This window comes from Roseofilum sp., from assembly GCF_982964205.1.
This window is the reverse complement of the sequence record NZ_CEZBFX010000086.1, coordinates 1-20,950: the sequence shown is the minus strand read 5'-3', so window position 1 is coordinate 20,950 and position 20,950 is coordinate 1. Positions and strand designations below refer to the sequence as shown.

Genomic DNA, 20,950 nt, shown 5'->3' with positions numbered 1-20,950 from the left:
AAATCGTGAGGTTTAGGAATCCCCTCGCCTTTAGGCAGGGGTGGATGTCAAGATTAAGATTGACCAGTTGCTCAGTTCTGGTCTCAATTGCCCACTAGTTCCCTAATTATGAGTATGAGCCGACGGAAAAAGCCAAAAATGCTCGTCGTAGATGATGAACCGGATAATTTGGACTTGCTTTACCGAACCTTTCGGCGTGAATTTCAGGTGTCGAAAGCTGAAAGTGGAGCAGACGCGCTCAATGTGTTAGCCACAGAAGGGGAAGTGGCAGTTATTATCTCTGACCAGCGAATGCCCCAAATGAAGGGTACGGAGTTCCTGAGTCAGACAGTCGAACAATATCCGAATACCATGCGGATTATTCTGACTGGGTTTACGGATGTGGAAGATCTGGTAGAAGCGATTAATTCCGGCCAGGTTTATAAATATATTACGAAGCCTTGGGACCCGACAGAATTAAAGGGAGTAGTTGATCGAGCGGCTCAAACCTACGATCTGCTTAAACAGCGCACGGAAGAGTTAGAAGCTTGTGAGTCTCAAACCCTACTGCTCTCGACTTTAGTCAAGTTAACTGAAGAGTCTCAAGAGTTAGAGACTGCTTTAGGGGCGATCGCCGAAGTATTTGCTCAAGCCTTTGAAACTCAAGGGTGTATCCTGCAAATTATTAAAGATGGTGGATTAGCTTCTCCTGTGGGTCGTTATAGCAGTACTGATGAGCTTCTTGACTTAAGTACGGATGCCTTAACTCAAGAAGCTTTATCTTCGGCTACCCTTCAATATTCAGAACTTGCTGATGGCCCGATTAAGGCCCATCTGGCTATGCCCATCTACTATCAGCAAAAACTCTTAGCTCTGCTTTCCCTACAATGGACGCAAGCGTATAATCTGAGCGAGGAAGAAAAAATTTCTATTCATACCTCTGCCCAACTTGTAGGTTTGCTTATTGCTGCCATGGGTTAGGGGATGGGGGAATGGGGGATAGGGAGACACGGGGACACGGAGACTTCTGAATGATTTCCCTATTATCCACTACCTATTGCCTATTGCCTATTACCTATTGCCTTTCAATGACTCATGCCTCAGGTTCAGGATATCTTTAATCGTATTGCTCCAGTTTATGACCAGATGAACGACTGGTTCAGTTTAGGGCAACATCGCATTTGGAAACAAATGACGGTTCAGTGGAGTGGAGCCAAACCCGGCTCGGTGGCGATCGATCTGTGCTGTGGAAGTGGCGATCTGACGCGGTTATTAGCTCGACAAGTGGGATCTAGTGGTCAAGTGTATGGGGTGGATTTTTGTCAGAATTTGCTGGCGATCGCCCAAAATCACTATACCTGGACTCCCATCGAGTGGATGGAAGCAGATGTCCTCGATCTTCCCTTCAGCGATCGCACCTTTAATGCTGCCACCATGGGCTATGGACTCCGCAACGTCTCCAGCATTCCCCAAGCCTTACAAGAACTCCATCGTGTCCTCAAGCCCGGTGCAACGGCTGCCATCCTGGACTTCCATCGTCCCAACCAACTCCTACTCGAGCAATTTCAACAGTGGTATCTGAATCAAATTGTCGTTCCTTACGCCCAACAACAAGGACTCACAGAAGAATATGCGTACATTATCCCCAGTCTCCAGCGTTTTCCCCTTGGCCTCGAACAAGTTGACCTGGCCTACCAAGCTGGATTTACCCATGCTGTTCATTATCCGATCGCAGGCGGTATGATGGGAGTATTGGTCGCTACCAAATCTGTTGATTCCTAGTCTTAGCCTTGCGTTTTCTAGATCTTTGGATATACATCACTCCTCCCATTGCTGGTGGCATTATTGGCTATTTCACCAATGATTTAGCTATTAAAATGCTCTTTCGCCCCTATCGAGCGATTTATATTGGTAAACGGAAACTCCCCTTTACTCCCGGTTTAATTCCCAGTAACCAAGGACGGTTAGCTCAGAGAGTTGCAGATACGATCATGGGGTCTTTGCTCACCCCTACGGAACTGCAAAATTTAGCCCGTCGCTTATTACAAACCGAGCGCACTCAATCGGCTATTCTTTGGTTACTCCAGTTAGCCTTAAAGCAGCTAGAGGCAGACAAAGAGCAAAAAACGATTAAAATTCTTGCTGGCATCCTCAAAGATTTACTCGGTCAATCCCTACCGCGCTTAATTCGGGTGTTAGCTCGTCGAGAAGATTTTCTCGAAGACCAGATTAATCATATCTTCGATCAAGTCTTGTTAGATTTTAGTTTAACGGAAGTTCAGGCGCGATCGCTGTGTGAATGGCTCTTTCATGTTGTCTGTCCCCCGAATACCATTCGCCAAGCCCTGATAGACTTTCTCACTGACTACAATATTCAAATCATTGACGAAGGGTTTCGAGAAAAAACCAGCGGCACCTATTGGGTAGTTGCCAACCTCCTCGGGCTGAAAAACGCCTTACATCGTCTCCGTAACTATTGTTTAGATGAACGGGAAGAAGCTAACCAAAAAATAAAAGAACTCATAGATGCTTTAGGGATTCAGCATAAGATCAAACAATGGTTACAAAGTCTTTCCCTACAAAATTTACCCGTTCTCACCGTGCGGCAACTGCGTAAAAATATCCGGCACAGTGTCAGAATTTATTTACAAGAACGAGGATCGGACTTAATTCAAGGCTTAGGTAACTCCATTAACTGGGAAAATATTGCGACCTTGATCTTAACTCGGCTGCAAAATTCGAGCATTATGCAATCCTCCTTAGAAATTGTTAGCCAAGAACTGGCGCTAGTTTTAGACCGCTACTTAGAAAAAGATATGGAATTGATTATTGCCCAAGTTATTCCCATTTTAGATATCGATCAGGTGATTATTGACCGCGTTAATGCAACCTCTCCCGCTAATTTGGAAATGGCGATTAATGGAATTGTCCGCAGTGAATTACAAGCCATTGTAAACTTAGGTGGAATATTAGGGGCAATCGTTGGCTGTTTACAAGTCAGTTTCTTATTGTTAAAATAGAATGGCATTTAGCTAGTCTAGTATAAATTGAAAATTTCTTAAACTATGGTAGACACTAAACGATTTTTTATTTGTGGTTCAGCCCTCACTGGACAACCCGATCATCAAAATCTGCAAGGTGCCCATTTGATTTGTGTTACTCAAACTTTACCACTCTATCGCCTCTATTCTGTTGACGATTTGCATCCAGGAATTTATGAGGTTTCTGAAGGTGGAATTTCGATTCCAGGAGAAATTTATGAACTTACAATTGAGCAATATAATAATCTGATGGCGAATGAACCCCCTGGATTATATGAAGGCCAAATAAAACTAGAAGATGGCTCAGAAATTTCTGCCATGCTTTACCCTCAAAAACTGATTGAAAGCTATGGTTGGCTAGATATTTCTAAATATGGTGGATGGGCAGCTTATAAACAGCACCTCTTAGATCCGAGTGCCCCTCATCCTTAATAAGATTTGCTGACTTTTTCCCTAGGAGCAAATTTGCTCCTAGAGTATATCCCCTCGAAAAGAAGTAACGTTTGACGATAGGTATTGCGAGAATAACCTGCCATTAGGTAAAATGAGAGACTTGTGATATAAAACTTTCGTTGTTAATTGAAATGACAGAACCTTCAAAATCCTCTCTTTCGGGTTTGGGGAAAGTATGGAATCAGCATCGGGAAAATGTAGTGATTATCGCGATCGCGGCGATCATAGCGCTATTGGTACGGACGGCGATCGCCGAACCCCGCTTTATTCCGTCAGATTCTATGTTTCCTACCTTAGCAGTCGGCGATCGCCTAGTGATTGAAAAGGTTTCCTATCATTTCCATCCCCCTGAAACGGGTGATATCGTTGTTTTTGAACCCCCACCCCAACTCCAAGCTCAAGGATATCGCAAAGATCAAGCCTTTATTAAACGAGTCATTGGTCAACCGGGGCAAACTGTCGAAGTTTCTGGAGGTAAAGTGTATCTGAACGATCGACCGATTCAAGAAGATTATATTGCTGAACCGCCAGAATATCACTGGGGGCCAGAACTTGTTCCCGAGGGGCGATTATTTGTTATGGGAGACAACCGCAACGATAGTAATGATTCCCATATTTGGAAGTTCTTACCCCAGAAAAATATTATAGGTCGCGCTGTTGTTCGCTTTTGGCCTCTCGATCGTCTAGAAATTATTCGTCATTGATTGGCTTAGACGCAATGAAGCGTAAATAGGGGAGCAAGGCCATAATTTGCTCTCCAGATAAACTGAGGCGACGTTGAAAATCGACCCAATCTTGATAGTCTCCCTGATGCTCCCTCTGGGTAATCATTGCTTCAGCTAGGGAGCGATCGATGACCGGAATTTGTACAAGTTCTGATAAAGACGCTTGATTCACATTTAACTCTAGGCTGCGATCGTAATAACAAAACTGTAAAATCGGCTCAATTGGACGCAATCGTTTTACGGGTAAAGCTAGGGCTGCAGCAATATCTTCTAAACGGTAGAATTGTACTCCTGTTTGAGTGAGATGAACGAGCGATCGGGCTTGATGAATCGATAAAAGAGGTAACCGTAACCAATCATCTACCGTGGCTTGATTGACATCAATTTTGATCCCAAATTGAGCCGCTAAAGCGATTTCTTCTAAGGATTGAAACCGATAATAGGGATCGAGAAGCCGAGTCCGGGTAGGATTAGATAATATAGCTCGTAATTGATTTTTCAGTATCTGAATGACTCGATTTAACTCAGCCATAACTTGATACATTTAACCTCTGCATATTTAATATACAGCACTTGGCGATTTTAAAGGAAAAGCGGTATTACCCATTATCGAGGTTCCAATTACCTATTACCCATTACCAGCGTGCAGCGCTAGAATTAACATAGCTCTTGTCGCCTATCCAGGAGATTCAATTATGTCATGCATGAGCGTAAAAGACCTTGAAAAAGTACAGGCTATTCTCGAGGCATCTGGCCAAGATTACCGCGTAGAACTTGAAGATGGAAAAATTATTGTTATGGGGCCTTCAGATATTGTTTCTAGTGAAATAACTGTTCTGTTGTCTAGTTTACTCGCAATTTGGGTTTATCCTCGACGTTTAGGACGAGTCTTTGATTCCTCTGGTGGCTTCATCTTACCCAATAGGGACCTCAAAGCACCGGATGTTTCGTTTGTACGTGCTGCACGACTGAAAACAACCCCTCGTTATTTCGGCGATCTGGTTCCCGATTTAGTGGTTGAAATTAAATCTCAAAGCGATCGCATAAAATCACTCGAAGACAAAGTTAAATTATTCCTCAGTCTCGGTAGTTTGGTTGGTCTCCTGATCGATCCCGATCGGCAAACAGTAACCCTTTATCGCGCGAATGCTGAACCCATTATTTTACGAGATAAACAAGAGCTAACGATTCCCGAACTTTTACCAGGTTGGTCAATAAAAATTAACGAAATTTGGCCGCCTGTATTTACCGATGAAGAGAGCAGCGATTGCCTGTAGAAATCTGTGATTAATGCAACATTTCGTTCCCTAGTAAAAATACATTACTACGATCAACAGAGTGAACCAATATGAGCCAGATGAAGGACAGTAGCATGGGAAAAGTATTCACAAACCTAACCGTTACCAATCGCGCCGATGAGATTTTAGCAGAAGCTAGGGTAATTGCTGAAGATCAAATCCGCTCAATCACTCTAAAAGACGTATTAGTTGACACTGGTGCGACGACCTTATGCTTGCCAGAAGAGGCGATCGCTCAACTTGGACTCAAACTTCTGAGAGAAGTCGATGTAGCAACAGCGATGGGAATCGGTAAAGCTGGGATTTTCCGGGATGCTACCTTATCAATTGGCGATCGCCAAGGAACCTTTGAGTGTTTAGCATTACCAGGAGGTCGAGACCCTCTTTTAGGTGTTATTCCCTTGGAATTGTTAGGCTTAGAAATAGACTTAAATAATCGTACTCTAAAACCTTTACCGATTACTCCAACAGAAACTTATCTAACTATTTTGTAATATAGCGCTTTGCGCTAGGGAATAGGGAATAGGCTTTTGGTACATAGCTTTGAGGATTCAACACTGTCCCTCATAACATCGCAAAGCGCTGTAAGCCATACCCATTTTTAATTTTTAATTGATATAGCGATCGCCTGCAAGTTTACCCTACAAGCGATCTCCATACCCTAAAGTGTCTAAATAGGACAACTTAAGCCCCCGGATTTTTTGCTAAAGCGAGCATTTTCTCGATAATCTACAGGGCAGTCAATCACAGCAGGAACGTCTTGTTCTAACGCTTCTTTGAGGATGGGCAATAAGTTTTCCGAAGCGTCTACTCGGTATCCTTTTAATCCCATACTTTCCGCCAATTTAACGAAGTCAGGGTTAGTAAATTTAATGAAGGCAGATTCACCATATTGGTCTTCCTGTTTCCATTCGATTAGCCCATAACCGCCATCATTAAAGATGATAGTCACAAAGGGTGTTCCTACTCTCAGGGCGGTTTCGAGTTCTTGGCAGTTCATCATGAATCCCCCATCACCAGTAACGGCGACGACTTTGCGATCGGGATAAACCAGTTTCGCGGCGATCGCTCCTGGAATGGCAATCCCCATAGCGGCAAAACCGTTAGAAATAATACAGGTATTGGGGCGATCGCAGTGATAATGGCGAGCCATCCACATTTTGTGAGCGCCCACATCAGAAATAGCAATATCTTCTGGCTCCATCACTTGCCGCAAATCATAGATGATTTTTTGGGGTTTGACTGGGAACCCTGGATCGTTGGCATATTGTTCGTAATCTTCACGAATTTCCGAGCGCAATTGATGAATATAGGGATCGGGTTTTTCCGATCGCTCGCAGCGCCGCAGAATTTCCAAAAGCGAATCTGAAATATCTCCCACTACTTCCACTTCGGGAATATAGCTGCTATCAATTTCGGCTGGTTTTGCCCCAATATGAATGATAGGAATTTTGTTATTGGGATTCCATTTTTTCGGGGAATATTCAATCAAATCATAGCCAATGGCAATCACTAAATCGGTACGGTCAAAAGCACAACTGATAAAATCTCGTTGTTTCAATCCGGTTGTCCAAAGGGATAAGGGATGAGTATAGGGAATTGCACCTTTGCCCATAAAAGTATTAGCCACTGGAATATTCAAATGGGTGGCAAACTCCGTTAGGGCTTCATGGGCATTAGCTCGAATGGCTCCATTGCCCACTAAAATCATGGGGAATTTGGCTTTAGAAATCACTAAAGCGGCTTCATTGAGGCTATGATAAGCCGAATAAAACTTATCTATTTTATCTCGTTTTAAGGGGTCGCCTTCTGCTGGCATGTCAGCAATATTTTCGGGTAAGTCAATATGAACTGCTCCCGGTTTTTCCGTTTGGGCAATTTTGAAGGCTCGACGCACAATTTCCCTCGTATTGCTGGGGCGCACAATTTGGGTATTCCACTTGGTTACAGCAGTAAACATGGAGACCAGATCGAGATATTGATGGGATTCAATATGCATCCGGTCTGTACCCACTTGGCCGGTAATGGCGACTAGGGGAGCGCCATCAAGGTTGGCATCAGCAACCCCGGTCATTAGGTTTGTGGCTCCTGGGCCAAGGGTGGACAGGCAAATGCCAGCTTTACCCGTGAGACGGCCATAAACATCGGCCATGAAGGCTGCGCCTTGTTCGTGGCGGGTGGTAATAAATTGAATGGAGGATTTAGTCAGTGCTTTTAACACTGCCATATTTTCTTCTCCAGGAAGTCCAAAGATGTATTTAACGCCTTCGTTTTCTAAACAACGGATTAGTAATTCTGCGGTATTCATGGGAATGGGGGATAGAGGGATGGGGAGATGGGGGGATAGGGAGATGGGGGGATAGGGAGTAGGAACAACTGTGTTTTACCTATTGCCTATGGCCTATTCCCTTGCCCTTATTTGATCCAAACGGTTTTGAGGTTGACAAATTCTCGGATGCCTTCGACGCTCAGTTCTCGGCCGTACCCGGAGCGCTTGATACCCCCGAAGGGGAGACGAGGATTAGATTTGACCATGCCATTGATGAAGACAGCTCCAGCTTCTAGGTCGCGAATTAGGCGATCGCGCTCTTGTTGATTATTTGTCCAAGCGCTGGCTCCTAGTCCTAGGGAGGTGGAGTTAGCCAGGGTAATGGCTTCGTCAATATCTTTGACTCGGAACAGTAAGGCAACGGGGCCGAAAAATTCCTCGGTATCTGCGGGAGTTCCGGGGGGAATGTTGGCTAAAATGGTGGGCGGGTAGTAGTTCCCGGGGCGATCTCTCTTGGGTTGACCGCCAATCAGAACGTCTGCACCTTGACTGACGCAGGCTTGCACGAGCCGATCGAGTTCTGTGAGGATGCTGGGAGTCGCTAAGGGGCCGATATCATTCGCCTCGTCCATGGGGTCACCGATCTTCAGTTGTCGGTATTGTTCTAACAAGGCATTTTGGAAGCGATCGGCGATCGCCTCAAGCAGGATAAACCGTTTAGCCGCAATGCAAGATTGGCCGTTATTTTGCAGTCTAGCCGTCACAGCCGTAGCGACAGCCGCCTCCAGATCGGCGCTCTCTAAAACAATGAAGGGGTCAGTTCCACCGAGTTCCAGGACCGTTTTTTTAATGTGTTTTCCTGCAATGGAGGCTAAACTCGCTCCAGCCAGTTCTGAGCCGGTTAAGGTCGCGGCTTTTACCCGGTCATCAGCAACAATTTGGGCAACTTTATCTGCTCCAACTAGCAAAGTTTGGAATGCTCCTGGAGGAAACCCCCCTTGGGTAAAAATCTCTTCCAGGGCGATCGCGCATTGGGGCACATTGGAGGCATGTTTGAGCAGTCCCACATTACCAGCCATGAGTGCGGGAGCCGCAAAGCGGAACACTTGCCAGAAGGGAAAATTCCAAGGCATCACTGCTAGAATGGCTCCCAAGGGATGGTAAGCGACAAAGCTTTGACTCGCATCGGTTTCGGTATAGGTGGGACTGAGGAAATCTTCAGCGTTCTCAGCATAGTAGCGACAAACCAAGGCACATTTTTTCACTTCGGCGATCGCTTGCTTAATGGGTTTCCCCATTTCTGTAGTAACAATTTTGCCAAACTTTTCCGCGTCTGCTTCCACAATATCGGCTGTTTGCTTGAGCCAAGTCGCTCTTTGGGCAAAGGAAGTCTGACGATACTCTAAAAAGGCTTGTTGTGCTAAAGCCAATTTCTGCTCTAGTTCAGCATCTGTGAGCGCACAAAAGGTTTCGCAAGGTTCTCCCGTTGCTGGGTTAACAGTGGCAATGCCCATGCAGGTTCTCCGTCCAGTGTATCATTTGCGAAAAAAGCCCTTTGCCGGATAGGAGACAGGTCTTTCTAGCAAAAGACTTTTACTGATTGTCTTCATTTAAATTTTAGATACAATAGAGGATTACAAGATTTAAACTCTACAATTTGTAGCACTTGTCGAGTGTAGTTACTGCATGAGAGCTTAAGAAATATGTCTTATCGCCCTACTTCAATGTCATCCGATATAGTATCACTATTTGACCATTTATGAATATTGATGAACTCAATCAAGTTCAGGAACTTGTGCGGCAATTTCCTGACCAATTTCTAGGGAAGCTGTCGCAGCCGGAGAAGGGGCATTACAAACATGCATTTTCCGGTTATCCTGGACAATCAAAAAATCATCCACCAGTCCCCCATCAGGTTTCAAAGCTTGAGCGCGAACCCCAGCATGGGTAGGAATTACATCTTCAGCTTGCACTTCGGGAATCAATTGTTGCAGACTATGGACAAAAGCCGTCTTACTAAAGGAACGGATAATTTCTTTAACCCCTTCTTTGCCATGTTGAGCGGCGAGTTTCCACAGTCCAGGATAGATTAGCATTTCAGCCACATCAGCCAGATTGATATCCGTTTTTCGATAGCCTTCCCGTTTTAAACTTAACACCGCATTGGGGCCGGCATGGACAGAGCCATCAATCATGCGAGTAAAGTGAACGCCTAAAAAGGGGAATTGTGGATTGGGAACTGGGTAAATGAGATTTTTGACCAAAGAGCGTTTTTCCGGCTTTAATTCGTAATATTCACCGCGAAACGGAATAATTTTGGCTTGGGGTTGCATCCCACTCATCTGGGTGAGGCGATCGCTAAATAACCCCCCACAATTAATCACAAATTTGCCTTCAATTTCCCCTTTAGAGGTATCTAAAATAATGCTTTCTCTCCTGTCTTGCCAGTTTGCCACCTTGGTATTCAGGTGGAGATCCCCCCCAGATTGGGTAATCAAATGGGCATATTTTTCACAAACTTGGCGATAGTCAACAATGCCGGTTGATTTGACCTTAATTCCGGCTAAACAGCGCACATGGGGTTCAATTTCCCGCACTTCTTCTGCCGTGATTTTCGCCACTTCTAACCCATTGTCCAACCCGCGCTGATAGAGCTTTTCTAATTGGGGGTACTGCTCTTGTGCTGTAGCAACAATCACTTTACCGCAAACCTCATGGGGGATATCATGCTGTTGGCAAAACTCCACCATGGATTTTGCTCCGGCACGGCTAAACCGCGCTTTCAAGCTTCCCGGTTTATAATAGATTCCCGAATGAATAACCCCACTATTATTCCCGGTTTGATGGAAAGCTAATTGAGGCTCCTTTTCTAATACCGCTATTTGGGCATTCGGAAAACGATTGTTCAATGCCATCGCTGTGGCTAAACCAACAATTCCGCCACCAATGATTGTGAAATCATACATCATGGATCTCCTCTATCCCTAGCAAACATCTAAGGATTTCATATCACATCCGCGTGTCTAAAGTCTCCTACTATTCCCCCATCTCCCGATCGCCGGTACAATAAAGAAATAAGCTTGTCAACTTTTTCAAAACCGTTCCCATGAATAGTGCCTTCCTGAACCGTCTACACAGTCCAGAACGTCCCGTCATCGTGTTTGATGGCGCGATGGGAACCAATCTCCAAGTCCAAAACTTAACCGCAGATGACTTTGGAGGCCCAGAATATGAAGGGTGTAATGAATATTTAATCAAAACTAAGCCAGAGGCTATCGCCAAAGTTCACCGTGATTTCCTCAGTGCCGGATGCGATGTCATCGAAACCGATACCTTTGGAGCAGCCTCCATTGTCCTCGCTGAATATGACCTAGCAGACCAAGCCTACGAACTCAATAAAGCCGCCGCAGAACTGGCTAAAAGCATCACAGCGGAATTCTCTACCCCAGAAAAACCCCGATTCGTAGCAGGTTCCATGGGGCCGACAACCAAACTCCCTACATTAGGTCATATTGATTTTGATACCTTAGAAGCCGCCTTTATCGAACAAGCCGAAGGCTTATATGATGGGGGAGTAGACCTCTTTATTATTGAAACGTGTCAAGACGTTCTGCAAATAAAAGCCGCCTTAAATGCTGTAGAAACTGTTTTTGAACGTAGAGGAGAACGTCGCCCAATCATGGTTTCCATCACCATGGAAGTCATGGGAACCATGTTAGTCGGTTCCGAAATTGGTGCAGCTCTCACTATTCTCGAACCCTACAAGATTGATATTTTAGGCTTAAACTGCGCTACCGGCCCCGATCGCATGGCCGATCATATTAAATATCTCTGCGAACATTCTCCCTTCGTCGTTTCCTGCATTCCCAACGCCGGACTCCCCGAAAATGTCGGCGGTCATGCCCATTATAAACTCACCCCCATGGAACTACGCATGGCCCTCAATCGGTTTGTTGAAGATTGGGGCGTGCAAGTGATTGGTGGATGTTGTGGAACCCGTCCCGATCATATTCAACAGTTAGCCGAAATTGCGACTACCCTACAACCCAAAGAACGCTATCCCGTCTTTGAACCCTCAGCCGCTTCTATTTATAGTCCCCAACCCTACGAGCAAGAGAATTCCTTCTTAATTGTTGGAGAGAGACTCAATGCCAGTGGCTCCAAAAAATGCCGTACCTTGCTTAATAATGAAGATTGGGATGGTTTGGTTTCTTTAGGTAAAGCCCAAGTCAAAGAAGGGGCCCATATTTTAGATGTCAACGTCGATTATGTGGGTCGAGATGGGGTGCGCGATATGAACGAACTCGCCTCCCGTTTGGTCAACAATAATACCCTGCCCTTAATGTTAGATTCTACTGAGTGGGAAAAAATGGAAGCGGGGTTAAAAGTTGCTGGCGGAAAATGTATCCTCAATTCCACCAACTATGAAGATGGAGAACCCCGGTTTTTGAAGGTCTTAGAACTGGCGAAAAAATACGGCGCTGGGGTTGTGGTGGGAACCATTGATGAGGATGGCATGGCACGAACAGCGGATAAGAAGTTTGAAATTGCTAAACGGGCTTACGATCAAGCCGTTGAGTATGGGATTCCCGCCCACGAAATCTTCTTTGATACTCTCGCCTTACCTGTTTCCACTGGAATCGAAGAAGACCGAGAAAACGGGAAAGCAACCATAGAATCGATTCGCCGGATTCGGGAAGAATTACCTGGATGTCATATTTTACTCGGTGTTTCCAATATCTCCTTCGGCTTAAACGCCGCCTCCCGGATTGTTCTCAACTCCATGTTCTTGCATGAAGCCATGCAAGTGGGATTAGATAGCGCCATTGTCAGCGCCAGCAAGATTTTACCCCTGGCGAAAATTGAACCAGAACATCAAGAAGTTTGTCGCAAACTAATCTATGACCAACGGGAATTTGATGGTGATATTTGTACCTACGATCCCCTGGCTGAACTGACCAAAATCTTTGCCGGGAAAAAGGCGAAGCGCGATCGCTCCGTGGATGAAAATCTGCCCATTGAAGAGCGCCTGAAAAACCATATCATCGATGGCGAGCGTATTGGTTTAGAAGATTCTTTGAAAAAGGCTTTAGAACAGTATCCGCCCCTGGAAATTATTAACGTTTTTCTGCTTGATGGAATGAAAGTGGTTGGGGATCTGTTCGGTTCGGGACAGATGCAACTTCCCTTTGTGTTGCAATCAGCAGAAACCATGAAATCTGCGGTGGCTTTTCTAGAACCGCTTATGGAAACATCAGAATCGGGAAATAGTTCCAAAGGAATCTTTGTGATTGCCACGGTGAAAGGGGATGTCCATGATATCGGCAAGAATTTGGTGGATATCATCCTTTCTAATAACGGCTACAAAGTGGTGAATCTGGGTATTAAACAACCGGTTGATAATATTATTGATGCCTATCGCGAACATAATGCCGACTGTATCGCCATGAGTGGGTTACTGGTGAAATCGACGGCATTTATGAAAGATAATTTGGAAGCGTTTAACGAGCAAGGGATTACGGTTCCCGTGATTTTGGGGGGAGCGGCTTTAACGCCAAAATTTGTCTATCAGGATTGCCAAAATGCCTATAAAGGTCAAGTGGTTTATGGCAAAGATGCCTTTTCTGACTTGACGTTTATGGACAAATTGATGCCGGCGAAAGCGGGAAATAATTGGGATGACTTCCAAGGCTTTTTGGATGAAGTAGGCAATGGAAATCGCTATGCACCAGTGGAGGAAACGGGCGAAGAAACAGCAGCAGAATCAGAACCCTCAGAACCCGAGGTGATTGATACCCGACGTTCGGAAGCCGTGGAAATTGATATTCCCCGTCCGACTCCTCCCTTCTGGGGGAGTCAGATTTTGCAACCGGAAGATATTCCTTTAGAAGAGGTCTTTTGGTATTTAGATTTGCAAGCTTTGTTTGTGGGGCAATGGCAGTTCCGCAAGCCCAAGGATAAATCTCGCGAAGAATATGACGAGTTCTTGCAAGAGAAAGTCTATCCTATCTTAGACGAGTGGAAAGAGAAGATTCTCAACGAAAATATCTTGAAGCCCCAAGCCCTTTATGGCTATTTTCCAGCTCAGTCGGAAGGCAATACGGTGTTTATTTATGATGCTGAGGAAATGAAGGGGGGAATGGCAAAAACGGTGAAACATACTTTTGAGTTTCCCCGCCAAAAACGCTCCCGTCGGTTGTGTATTGCGGATTTCTTTGCACCGAAGGAGAGCGGGGTGATGGATGTGTTCCCGATGCACGCGGTAACGGTGGGAGAAGTGGCGACGGAATATGCACAGAAGTTATTTGCGGGCGATCGCTATTCCGATTATCTTTATTTCCATGGTATGGCTGTGCAAACTGCCGAAGCGATGGCAGAATGGCTCCATGCTAAAATTCGCCGTGAATTAGGCTTTGGAGATGAAGAGCCAGATAATGTGCGCGATATGTTCAAACAGCGCTATCACGGTTCCCGCTATAGTTTCGGCTATCCTGCTTGTCCGAATATGGAAGACCAGTATAAGCAATTGGAGCTTTTGGGGAGCGATCGCATTAATATGTATATGGACGAGAGCGAGCAAATCTATCCCGAACAATCCACCAGCGCCATTATCACCCACCATCCCGTCTCCAAATACTTCAGCCCATAAGCTACCTTAATCTGAATTGGGGCAATAAAATAGTCTATTGTAGGGGCGGGTTTGAAACCCGCCCCTTGACATCCAAGACAGTATCTACAAAATGTCTCATTCAGAACCATGCCTACCCTAGAAACAGCAATCCAAAAAATCCAACAACTGCCCCCTGAGCAATGGCAAAAGGTGATTGAATTCATAGAATTCTTAGAATACCAATCTAGCCAGCAGCAAAAAACATCTAAAACCCTAGACAACTCTCAAGTGTCATTTGCAGAAGCCGCTCAAGAATTTATCGGTTGTCTCGATAGTGACTTAGAGGATTTGTCCCACAATCCCCAATATTTAGAAGAATTGGGTCAATGAGTAGGAAAGTTATTGTAGATACGGGAGCTTTAATTGCTTTTCTCTTGCCAAAAGATAAATTTCACACTTGGGCAGTTACCCAATTCTCAAACATCACCGCCCCCGTTATAACCAACGAAGCTGTGATCACAGAAGCCTGTTTTCTCGCCCGCAGAATTCATCAAGGACAAGCAACGATCTTAAACTTAATCCAACAAGGACATATTGTCATCCCCTTTAGCCTAAACCAAGAGATAGAAGCTGTAAACGAACTTATGCAACGCTATGCTTCAGTACCCATGTCATTAGCCGATGCCTGTTTAGTGAGAATGAGCGAGATGTATGAAGATAGCCAAATTATTACCCTAGATAGCGATTTTCAAATCTATCGGAAACACAGAAACCAAACTATTCCGATCATTATGCCACTCAACAATTAAGAGCTTAGGGTGGGCAAGTTGAAATAATGAGTCGTGAGCGATCGCCAAATCATCTGCCCACCCTACTTGGTTCCTTTGACCTCCTTATAACCAGAAACCCAGTTTCTGAGATTAGTCATCAGTAGGAATAGTGAGCATAAGATTATTTAGGATAATTTCGAGGGCGATCGCACTTTGTTCCAATGCTTTACCCATTGAGTACGAACGCTGTAAAGTTGTGGGTAAATGCTGCTGTAACACATCCCCCGTCATATAAGATTTAACGAGTACAATGGGTTCAGGACACCAGCGATTATTTTTCCGATCAAACCAGTTGCCATCAGAGAGAGAGGCATTATAACCACAATAGGGTTCAATCAGTCCGTGGATATGCGGTTGAGCTGCGGACAGCTGGGTAGCGGGAACGTGCCAAATCAGCGAATAGCCCAAAGTATGAACAGGGACTTGAGAAGTGGCGATCGCCTTTTCAACCATCGCAGGCAACTGCTCATGATGCACAGACAGAGAATTAGCTGTCATGTTGGCAAGAATCTCTTTAATGTGTTGCATAATCAAGTTCTGAGTTCTACAACTCAAGCATGGCAAGAAATCTAAGTATTTTCCAGTAGACATTCAGGTAAGATCGTTAAAGATCGTTAAACTTACTCTTTCTTACCCTTTCTTGAGATATCCTGGACAAGGATGAGTGAGGCTTTCTGAAAATGAGTACATCCCCCAAGCCTAGAAGCATTGCAGCGACTCCTGAAGGTATTCAGCGATTAAAAGACCAGAAGAAGAAGTTAACATTCAAACATGAAGAAATTGCCAAGGCTGCGGGAGTTAGTGAATATACCGTTAAAAATTTTATTACTTATAATAGGGCAGTTGAACCATACACGGTAAGAAAAGTAACTGAAGTGTTAGAACTACAACCTGAAGATGTTGTCGATCCTGAAGAATGGCAGATTGTGATTGGAGCAGTTAAGCAAGAACGCAAATCCCCCCCAGAAAATCAGGTTTCACGAAATCGGCTTGCACTCAGTCAGCGTGACGATCATAACTTACCTCCTCAAGCCAATCCCTTCATTGGTCGTCAAGATAAATTATGTAAACTTATGAACCACCTGTCACCAGATTATAGCAAGATTATTCAAGTTGATGGGATTGCAGGAGTAGGAAAAACTGCCTTGGTTCTAGAGGCCGCATATTGCTGCCTTGAGTATAAAGTTTATGGACAAACGCAAAATACGATCGGTCAAAAAGGTGATGTAGGCTGTGAAATCCCTTTATTTGACTTGATTATTTTTGTTTCAGCAAAAGAATCGGAATTGTTAAACGGTAAATCTATTAAAAAGCTCACAGTGTCCAGAACTCTTCAAGAGATTTATCGAACTATAGCTGATGTGTTGGACGATCCAGCAATTATTAATATGGATGTAAACAGCAACAATAATTATATTTCAATCCTCAAAAGATCTTTAAAGAGCAAAGGCAATGTACTGCTAATTGTTGATAATTTGGAGACAATCCAAGAAAAAGATAGAATTTTCGCTTTTTTAGATCCGTTGCCGATTAAGTCTGTGATAACTACTCGCGAGCGCTATGGATATGCACCAATTCGATTAGATGCTTTAACGGAAAAAGAAAGCCTCTTACTTATTGAGCAACAACTTCAAGAAAAAGGTATTACTGATTTAAGTCCAGTACAGAAAAAAACTTTATATAGAGCAACTAAAGGAATTCCACTGGCAATTATTTATAGTATAGGACGTTTAGCCATAGGAAGTCATATAGATGCAATCGTGAACACCTTAGAAATTCAAAGACAAAAGGATTTATTACCTAATCAAGAAGAAGAGTGGGCAAGCTTAGATTTCCAAGATGATGAATTAGTTGCTTTTTGTTTTAAGGAAGCTGTAAGTGATCTTCAAAAGAGAAGCAAGGTAGCTTATTACATACTAATGTCCATTGCTATTTATAAAAGCCCAGCTCCTAAACCAAGTATTCTTTTTGTTGCGGGATTAGAAAATGAGCGATCTAAAATTTTTGATGATGGAATTGAACGTTTACGCCAAGTTTCGATGATCCGACATACCGATGGTCGATATCGGATGTTACCGTTAACAAGAGAGTATGCCCTAGCTGAACTGCAAAAAAATCAAGAATTCAAAAAAAAGGCACTCGATCGATGGGTTGATTGGTATATTCAATTTGCCAAAGAACAATATGAACAATATGAAAACAAGCCTGAGAGATTTAAGATAGGTTATAAAGAAATTGAGAAAGAATGGACTAATATAGTTGGTGTTTTACTTTTTTGTAAAGATGATGATCGTTATGAACAGTTGAAAGAAATATGGTCATATCTCAACAATTATGCAAACTTGCGTGGTCGTTGGAAAGATCGATTATCTTGGCTGAGTTATCTCAGTGAAAGGTCTCTGATCAAAGAAGATTATTCAACGGCTGTTAATACTCTATCTCGTCGAGGACGAACCTTACTATTAATGGGAAAACCTGAACAATTGCAAGAAGCAGAAGAACTATTATTGAAAGCTTGGGATTTACGTCAGCATAGCAACTTTGAAGATTTAGATTATTTACTTAATCATTTGGCTGGATTGTATAATCGCCTAGAAAAATATGAAGAAGCTCATGGTTGGCTCGATATTGAACAACAAAATTTAGACGAAAACTTGAAGTTATCCGATCAACAAAAGCTGAAGTACCAAATCTACATTGATCGTGAACGAGCAGAATTACTGTTTATGCAAAAACGATATTATGAATCAAAATTGGTATGTGAAAAAGTTATTGAAAGCACCAGTAAAATAGTAACAGGTTCACGGAATGCTAATTATGTAAAAAGAATTTTAGCTGATATTGCCATCAATGACAGCAAATTAGAATATGCAGAAAAGTTATTAGAAACTGTTGCTACAGAAGTCGGAGATAATAAGGATAAAAGGCGAATTGCTTACTGTGCAGTTTCTCAGGCGAAGCTAGAACAAGCAAGAAATAACTTTACTAAAGCATTAGAATATATTGAAAACGCTATAAACCATTTTAAGGATTTAGGAATGATGAGGGATCATCAGCAAGCTTTCTCCAGATCCGAAGAAATTCGCAATCAACGTAATTAGCGATCTGAACAGCCAACACTACCTAAAACTAGACTAATGGATTCAAAGGAATGATGAGATCATCCAATTCTACCCTACCCCCTTTAAACTCTTTACCCGCTTCCCTACCCCTAGAGGGAGCAGTCCGGATTGAGTTACAATCTGGAATTCCTATTTTTCGAGCGTCAGGAAATGTACAATCTCGGATCGAGAGTCTCTTAGATAAGCAAAAGTTTGAAGGTTTAACTGAGTTAGAGGAACAGGAGTTAGATGCTTATGAAGAAGTTGATGATTATTTGAGCTTTGTGAATCGCACAATTCGCAATCTGGCGCTGTCTTCTAGTCCTCAATCTTAAAAGTTGATCGTGTCTCGTCCTTGGATTTCTGAACAGACACAAGCGGAAGTCAGACAACGGGCTAAAGGCTTGTGTGAATACTGTCATGCTTCAGAACAGTGGCAATATGTTCAGTTTACCATCGATCATGTTGTTCCCCTCGCTGAAGGTGGTTCTAATGGCCTGAATAACCTGGCTCTGGCCTGTTTTCACTGCAACCGTCGCAAGGGTTGCTCTCAAGCTGCGATCGATCCTCAATCGGGGGAAAGCGTTGCATTATATAATCCAAGGTGCGATCAGTGGCGGCAACATTTCCGTTGGTCTGACGATTGTTTACAACTTATTGGTATGACTCCCACTGGACGAGCTACTATTGAGGCATTAGCCTTGAATCGAGAACGAATTTTAGGTATTCGAGCAGCAGATTATGAAATTGGGCGACATCCACCACCAGAAGATGTTAGTTGACCCCAATTAACCCGCCACTAGAGGCAATTCCTCCCCAACCCATACCCATTTTTAGTTGATAGGCGATCGCCTGAAACGGAACCGATGATTTAAACAGCAAAGCACTGACTAAAACATTGGTATCTACAACCCATCTATTCGTCACTGTCATCCGCATTTCTAGGAACTTCGTTATAATAGGATGACCCCTTACCTTATCCTGAATATGACCTTCACCACAGACAATCCCCTAACTTGGCAATATCTGGAAATTCATGCTCAAAGTCGGGCAAAAATTGCTAATAGTCGTGTTTTCGTTTCGCAACTGATTCAAGAAAAACACGCCCACGGTTGGAGTCCTGAAGAACTGCACTTTCAACATCCTGAAATTTCCCTTGCTGCTATTTACTCTGCCCTCAGCTATTACTACACCTATCAATCCCAAATTGATGCCCAAATTGCTCAAGAACAGCACACGATTCAAGCGTTGCAAGCTGACTTAATTCAAAGGGGAATCGGTCATTATAGCTCCAATTTTAAACAAAAGCTTCAGGCAAAACGGGGACAACAGGGATAAAAATGGCAATCTGTTACTATTTTGATGCTCCAGTTCATCGAGCAATTAAAATTGGTCTGCAACTGAGAGGGGTTGATGTATTGACTGCTCAAGAAGACGATAGAAGTAATGCTATTGATGAAATTATTTTGAGCCGCTCTGTGGAACTTAATCGTCCCCTGGTAACCACTGACCATGATTTTCTGGTTTTAGCTAAAAATTGTAGTGACAACCGCGAATATTTTACAGGAATCTTCTTTCTCAGTCCCAAAATCTCTATTGGCTATGCGGTAGAGGAGTTAGAAGTATATGCTAAAATTGGAGAATTAGAGGATTTTGCTAATCAAGTTATTTTCGTCTAATCTATGAAATCATTTTTCCACTTTACCACTGTATTGCCGATTTCTTTGCCCCCAAGGAGAGCGGGGTGATGGATGTGTTCCCGATGCACGCGGTAACGGTGGGAGAAGTGGCGACGGAATATGCACAGAAGTTATTTGCGGGCGATCGCTATTCCGATTATCTTTATTTCCATGGTATGGCTGTGCAAACTGCCGAAGCGATGGCAGAATGGCTCCATGCTAAAATTCGCCGTGAATTAGGCTTTGGAGATGAAGAGCCAGATAATGTGCGCGATATGTTCAAACAGCGCTATCACGGTTCCCGCTATAGTTTCGGCTATCCTGCTTGTCCGAATATGGAAGACCAGTATAAGCAATTGGAGCTTTTGGGGAGCGATCGCATTAATATGTATATGGACGAGAGCGAACAAATCTATCCCGAACAATCGACAAGCGCGATTATTACCCACCATCCGGTTTCCAAATACTTTAGCCCATAAGCTGCTTCGACGTTTTCCCCTCTCTTGAACACATAGAGAGGGGATTTAGGAAACCCGGTTTCTAGCAACTTAGCTATAATACCATCAACTCTTACTTTGTCTTCAATATGACACTTACAGAACTACTCCCCAGTATCCAGGAACTTTCACATCTTGATAAAATTAAACTGATTCGTCTGCTGGCTGAAGACATTGAATCACGAGCAGAAATTGCACCCTTAGAACCGGGTAAAACCTATGATTTGCTAACTCCATACAATATTTTTGGAGCAGGGAAAATTCTCATGCAGGTCATGGAATCTAGTGATGAGGCTTAACAACAATGCGATTTCGTTACTCAACCACTGATTCATCCCAAAACGAATTTGATAGCCTGCCACGAATTCCCATTATTCTTCGGCGAGAAAGTCATACATTAGAAGCAGTTGGATTAGCGGGACTTAAACAAGAAAAATAGTCAAATTAGGTTATAATAGTTTGCAATAG

Annotated in this window: 23 protein-coding genes and 1 pseudogene; 18 read left to right on the top strand and 6 right to left on the bottom strand. The window is 43.6% G+C overall.

Annotated elements, in window-relative coordinates; all coding sequences use genetic code 11:
* Positions 1 to 108: 108 nt before the first annotated feature.
* The 5 genes from AC3A14_RS18020 (at position 109) to lepB (ending at position 4,177) form a co-directional block, all read left to right on the top strand.
* Positions 109 to 960, top strand: a complete 852-nt coding sequence (locus AC3A14_RS18020) for a response regulator (protein WP_318734789.1) — start codon at positions 109 to 111, stop codon at positions 958 to 960.
* Between the two features lie 114 nt (positions 961 to 1,074).
* On the top strand, positions 1,075 to 1,761 hold the full coding sequence (ubiE, locus tag AC3A14_RS18015; RefSeq protein ID WP_318734792.1) for a bifunctional demethylmenaquinone methyltransferase/2-methoxy-6-polyprenyl-1,4-benzoquinol methylase UbiE: 687 nt from the start codon (positions 1,075 to 1,077) through the stop codon (positions 1,759 to 1,761).
* Between the two features lie 8 nt (positions 1,762 to 1,769).
* A complete protein-coding gene (locus AC3A14_RS18010; RefSeq protein WP_318698899.1) occupies positions 1,770 to 2,999 on the top strand; it encodes a DUF445 domain-containing protein in 1,230 nt (409 codons plus the stop codon).
* A 45-nt stretch (positions 3,000 to 3,044) separates the two neighbouring features.
* The gene (locus AC3A14_RS18005; RefSeq protein WP_318734795.1) at positions 3,045 to 3,452 is read left to right on the top strand and encodes an allophanate hydrolase-related protein; all 408 of its coding nucleotides are present in this window, start codon (positions 3,045 to 3,047) and stop codon (positions 3,450 to 3,452) included.
* Positions 3,453 to 3,604: 152 nt separating this feature from the next.
* Positions 3,605 to 4,177 (top strand): signal peptidase I, encoded by a 573-nt coding sequence (lepB, locus tag AC3A14_RS18000; protein WP_318734797.1) that lies wholly within the window; start codon positions 3,605 to 3,607, stop codon positions 4,175 to 4,177.
* Here the strand turns inward: lepB and AC3A14_RS17995 are convergent.
* The gene (locus AC3A14_RS17995; RefSeq protein ID WP_318734800.1) at positions 4,164 to 4,730 is read right to left on the bottom strand and encodes a ComEA family DNA-binding protein; all 567 of its coding nucleotides are present in this window, start codon (positions 4,728 to 4,730) and stop codon (positions 4,164 to 4,166) included. The genes lepB and AC3A14_RS17995 overlap by 14 nt on opposite strands.
* Positions 4,731 to 4,893: 163 nt before the next feature.
* Here AC3A14_RS17995 and AC3A14_RS17990 point away from each other — a divergent pair, with 163 nt between their 5' ends.
* Positions 4,894 to 5,475 carry a Uma2 family endonuclease gene (locus tag AC3A14_RS17990; RefSeq protein WP_318698903.1) on the top strand — a complete coding sequence of 194 codons (582 nt, stop codon included), beginning with the start codon at positions 4,894 to 4,896 and terminating at the stop codon, positions 5,473 to 5,475.
* 71 nt (positions 5,476 to 5,546) lie between these two features.
* Entirely contained in the window at positions 5,547 to 5,990 is a 444-nt protein-coding gene (locus tag AC3A14_RS17985; protein WP_318719376.1) for a retroviral-like aspartic protease family protein, read from the top strand.
* Positions 5,991 to 6,166: 176 nt separating this feature from the next.
* Here the strand turns inward: AC3A14_RS17985 and AC3A14_RS17980 are convergent, their stop codons facing one another.
* From AC3A14_RS17980 to lhgO, 3 genes are all read right to left on the bottom strand, one after another.
* Complete coding sequence (locus AC3A14_RS17980; RefSeq protein WP_318698905.1) at positions 6,167 to 7,804, bottom strand: acetolactate synthase large subunit; 1,638 nt, start codon at positions 7,802 to 7,804, stop codon at positions 6,167 to 6,169.
* 107 nt (positions 7,805 to 7,911) lie between these two features.
* Entirely contained in the window at positions 7,912 to 9,279 is a 1,368-nt protein-coding gene (locus AC3A14_RS17975; RefSeq protein WP_318698906.1) for an NAD-dependent succinate-semialdehyde dehydrogenase, read from the bottom strand.
* A gap of 261 nt (positions 9,280 to 9,540) precedes the next feature.
* Entirely contained in the window at positions 9,541 to 10,731 is a 1,191-nt protein-coding gene (gene lhgO / locus AC3A14_RS17970) for an L-2-hydroxyglutarate oxidase (protein ID WP_413038601.1), read from the bottom strand.
* A gap of 140 nt (positions 10,732 to 10,871) precedes the next feature.
* On the opposite strand from lhgO, the gene metH reads away from it, so the two are divergent.
* The 3 genes from metH to AC3A14_RS17955 all read left to right on the top strand — a co-directional run bounded on the left by metH (position 10,872) and on the right by AC3A14_RS17955 (position 15,184).
* The gene (gene metH / locus AC3A14_RS17965; protein ID WP_487779089.1) at positions 10,872 to 14,414 is read left to right on the top strand and encodes a methionine synthase; all 3,543 of its coding nucleotides are present in this window, start codon (positions 10,872 to 10,874) and stop codon (positions 14,412 to 14,414) included.
* A gap of 108 nt (positions 14,415 to 14,522) precedes the next feature.
* Positions 14,523 to 14,765, top strand: a complete 243-nt coding sequence (locus AC3A14_RS17960) for a DUF2281 domain-containing protein (protein WP_318700872.1) — start codon at positions 14,523 to 14,525, stop codon at positions 14,763 to 14,765.
* Positions 14,762 to 15,184, top strand: a complete 423-nt coding sequence (locus tag AC3A14_RS17955) for a type II toxin-antitoxin system VapC family toxin (protein ID WP_318700873.1) — start codon at positions 14,762 to 14,764, stop codon at positions 15,182 to 15,184. Before AC3A14_RS17960 ends, AC3A14_RS17955 begins: the two co-directional genes overlap by 4 nt.
* A gap of 111 nt (positions 15,185 to 15,295) precedes the next feature.
* Here AC3A14_RS17955 and AC3A14_RS17950 read toward each other — a convergent pair whose 3' ends face one another.
* Positions 15,296 to 15,703, bottom strand: coding sequence for a hypothetical protein (locus AC3A14_RS17950; RefSeq protein ID WP_487779088.1), 408 nt, complete (start codon positions 15,701 to 15,703; stop codon positions 15,296 to 15,298).
* 182 nt (positions 15,704 to 15,885) lie between these two features.
* Here AC3A14_RS17950 and AC3A14_RS17945 point away from each other — a divergent pair, with 182 nt between their 5' ends.
* Genes AC3A14_RS17945 through AC3A14_RS17935 form a run of 3 tightly spaced genes read left to right on the top strand, consistent with a single transcriptional unit; the run spans position 15,886 to position 19,088 of the window.
* Positions 15,886 to 18,306, top strand: a complete 2,421-nt coding sequence (locus AC3A14_RS17945) for a tetratricopeptide repeat protein (RefSeq protein ID WP_318736065.1) — start codon at positions 15,886 to 15,888, stop codon at positions 18,304 to 18,306.
* A 50-nt stretch (positions 18,307 to 18,356) separates the two neighbouring features.
* Positions 18,357 to 18,641, top strand: a complete 285-nt coding sequence (locus AC3A14_RS17940) for a hypothetical protein (protein WP_318736068.1) — start codon at positions 18,357 to 18,359, stop codon at positions 18,639 to 18,641.
* Between the two features lie 9 nt (positions 18,642 to 18,650).
* Positions 18,651 to 19,088, top strand: coding sequence for an HNH endonuclease (locus tag AC3A14_RS17935; protein ID WP_318736069.1), 438 nt, complete (start codon positions 18,651 to 18,653; stop codon positions 19,086 to 19,088).
* Here the strand turns inward: AC3A14_RS17935 and AC3A14_RS17930 are convergent.
* Positions 19,081 to 19,239 carry a hypothetical protein gene (locus tag AC3A14_RS17930; protein WP_318736070.1) on the bottom strand — a complete coding sequence of 53 codons (159 nt, stop codon included), beginning with the start codon at positions 19,237 to 19,239 and terminating at the stop codon, positions 19,081 to 19,083. The genes AC3A14_RS17935 and AC3A14_RS17930 overlap by 8 nt on opposite strands.
* Before the next feature lie 54 nt (positions 19,240 to 19,293).
* Between AC3A14_RS17930 and AC3A14_RS17925 the strand changes: the two genes are divergently transcribed.
* From AC3A14_RS17925 to AC3A14_RS17905, 5 genes and pseudogenes are all read left to right on the top strand, one after another.
* A complete protein-coding gene (locus AC3A14_RS17925) occupies positions 19,294 to 19,644 on the top strand; it encodes a DUF433 domain-containing protein (protein ID WP_318736072.1) in 351 nt (116 codons plus the stop codon).
* Positions 19,645 to 19,646: 2 nt separating this feature from the next.
* The gene (locus AC3A14_RS17920) at positions 19,647 to 19,985 is read left to right on the top strand and encodes a DUF5615 family PIN-like protein (protein ID WP_318736075.1); all 339 of its coding nucleotides are present in this window, start codon (positions 19,647 to 19,649) and stop codon (positions 19,983 to 19,985) included.
* 29 nt (positions 19,986 to 20,014) lie between these two features.
* Positions 20,015 to 20,464, top strand: a pseudogene (locus tag AC3A14_RS17915) (vitamin B12 dependent-methionine synthase activation domain-containing protein); the annotation flags it as partial.
* Positions 20,465 to 20,571: 107 nt separating this feature from the next.
* The gene (locus AC3A14_RS17910) at positions 20,572 to 20,781 is read left to right on the top strand and encodes a hypothetical protein (protein WP_318737614.1); all 210 of its coding nucleotides are present in this window, start codon (positions 20,572 to 20,574) and stop codon (positions 20,779 to 20,781) included.
* Between the two features lie 5 nt (positions 20,782 to 20,786).
* Positions 20,787 to 20,921 (top strand): hypothetical protein, encoded by a 135-nt coding sequence (locus AC3A14_RS17905; RefSeq protein ID WP_318737616.1) that lies wholly within the window; start codon positions 20,787 to 20,789, stop codon positions 20,919 to 20,921.
* Positions 20,922 to 20,950 lie beyond the last annotated feature (29 nt).

Excerpts from the sequence above, each read along its gene's own strand:
- AC3A14_RS17960 (WP_318700872.1), top strand. The coding sequence starts at position 14,523 with ATGCCTACCCTAGAAACAGCAATCCAAAAAATCCAACAACTGCCCCCT.
- AC3A14_RS17945 (WP_318736065.1), top strand. The coding sequence starts at position 15,886 with ATGAGTACATCCCCCAAGCCTAGAAGCATTGCAGCGACTCCTGAAGGT.
- AC3A14_RS17950 (WP_487779088.1), bottom strand. The coding sequence starts at position 15,703 with ATGACAGCTAATTCTCTGTCTGTGCATCATGAGCAGTTGCCTGCGATG.
- ubiE (WP_318734792.1), top strand. The coding sequence starts at position 1,075 with ATGCCTCAGGTTCAGGATATCTTTAATCGTATTGCTCCAGTTTATGAC.
- metH (WP_487779089.1), top strand. The coding sequence starts at position 10,872 with ATGAATAGTGCCTTCCTGAACCGTCTACACAGTCCAGAACGTCCCGTC.
- lepB (WP_318734797.1), top strand. The coding sequence starts at position 3,605 with ATGACAGAACCTTCAAAATCCTCTCTTTCGGGTTTGGGGAAAGTATGG.
- AC3A14_RS17905 (WP_318737616.1), top strand. The coding sequence starts at position 20,787 with ATGCGATTTCGTTACTCAACCACTGATTCATCCCAAAACGAATTTGAT.
- AC3A14_RS17980 (WP_318698905.1), bottom strand. The coding sequence starts at position 7,804 with ATGAATACCGCAGAATTACTAATCCGTTGTTTAGAAAACGAAGGCGTT.
- AC3A14_RS17985 (WP_318719376.1), top strand. The coding sequence starts at position 5,547 with ATGAGCCAGATGAAGGACAGTAGCATGGGAAAAGTATTCACAAACCTA.
- AC3A14_RS17925 (WP_318736072.1), top strand. The coding sequence starts at position 19,294 with ATGACCTTCACCACAGACAATCCCCTAACTTGGCAATATCTGGAAATT.
- AC3A14_RS18020 (WP_318734789.1), top strand. The coding sequence starts at position 109 with ATGAGTATGAGCCGACGGAAAAAGCCAAAAATGCTCGTCGTAGATGAT.
- AC3A14_RS17940 (WP_318736068.1), top strand. The coding sequence starts at position 18,357 with ATGATGAGATCATCCAATTCTACCCTACCCCCTTTAAACTCTTTACCC.
- AC3A14_RS17930 (WP_318736070.1), bottom strand. The coding sequence starts at position 19,239 with ATGACAGTGACGAATAGATGGGTTGTAGATACCAATGTTTTAGTCAGT.
- AC3A14_RS17920 (WP_318736075.1), top strand. The coding sequence starts at position 19,647 with ATGGCAATCTGTTACTATTTTGATGCTCCAGTTCATCGAGCAATTAAA.
- AC3A14_RS18005 (WP_318734795.1), top strand. The coding sequence starts at position 3,045 with ATGGTAGACACTAAACGATTTTTTATTTGTGGTTCAGCCCTCACTGGA.
- AC3A14_RS17995 (WP_318734800.1), bottom strand. The coding sequence starts at position 4,730 with ATGGCTGAGTTAAATCGAGTCATTCAGATACTGAAAAATCAATTACGA.
- AC3A14_RS17955 (WP_318700873.1), top strand. The coding sequence starts at position 14,762 with ATGAGTAGGAAAGTTATTGTAGATACGGGAGCTTTAATTGCTTTTCTC.
- lhgO (WP_413038601.1), bottom strand. The coding sequence starts at position 10,731 with ATGTATGATTTCACAATCATTGGTGGCGGAATTGTTGGTTTAGCCACA.
- AC3A14_RS17910 (WP_318737614.1), top strand. The coding sequence starts at position 20,572 with ATGACACTTACAGAACTACTCCCCAGTATCCAGGAACTTTCACATCTT.
- AC3A14_RS17975 (WP_318698906.1), bottom strand. The coding sequence starts at position 9,279 with ATGGGCATTGCCACTGTTAACCCAGCAACGGGAGAACCTTGCGAAACC.
- AC3A14_RS17990 (WP_318698903.1), top strand. The coding sequence starts at position 4,894 with ATGTCATGCATGAGCGTAAAAGACCTTGAAAAAGTACAGGCTATTCTC.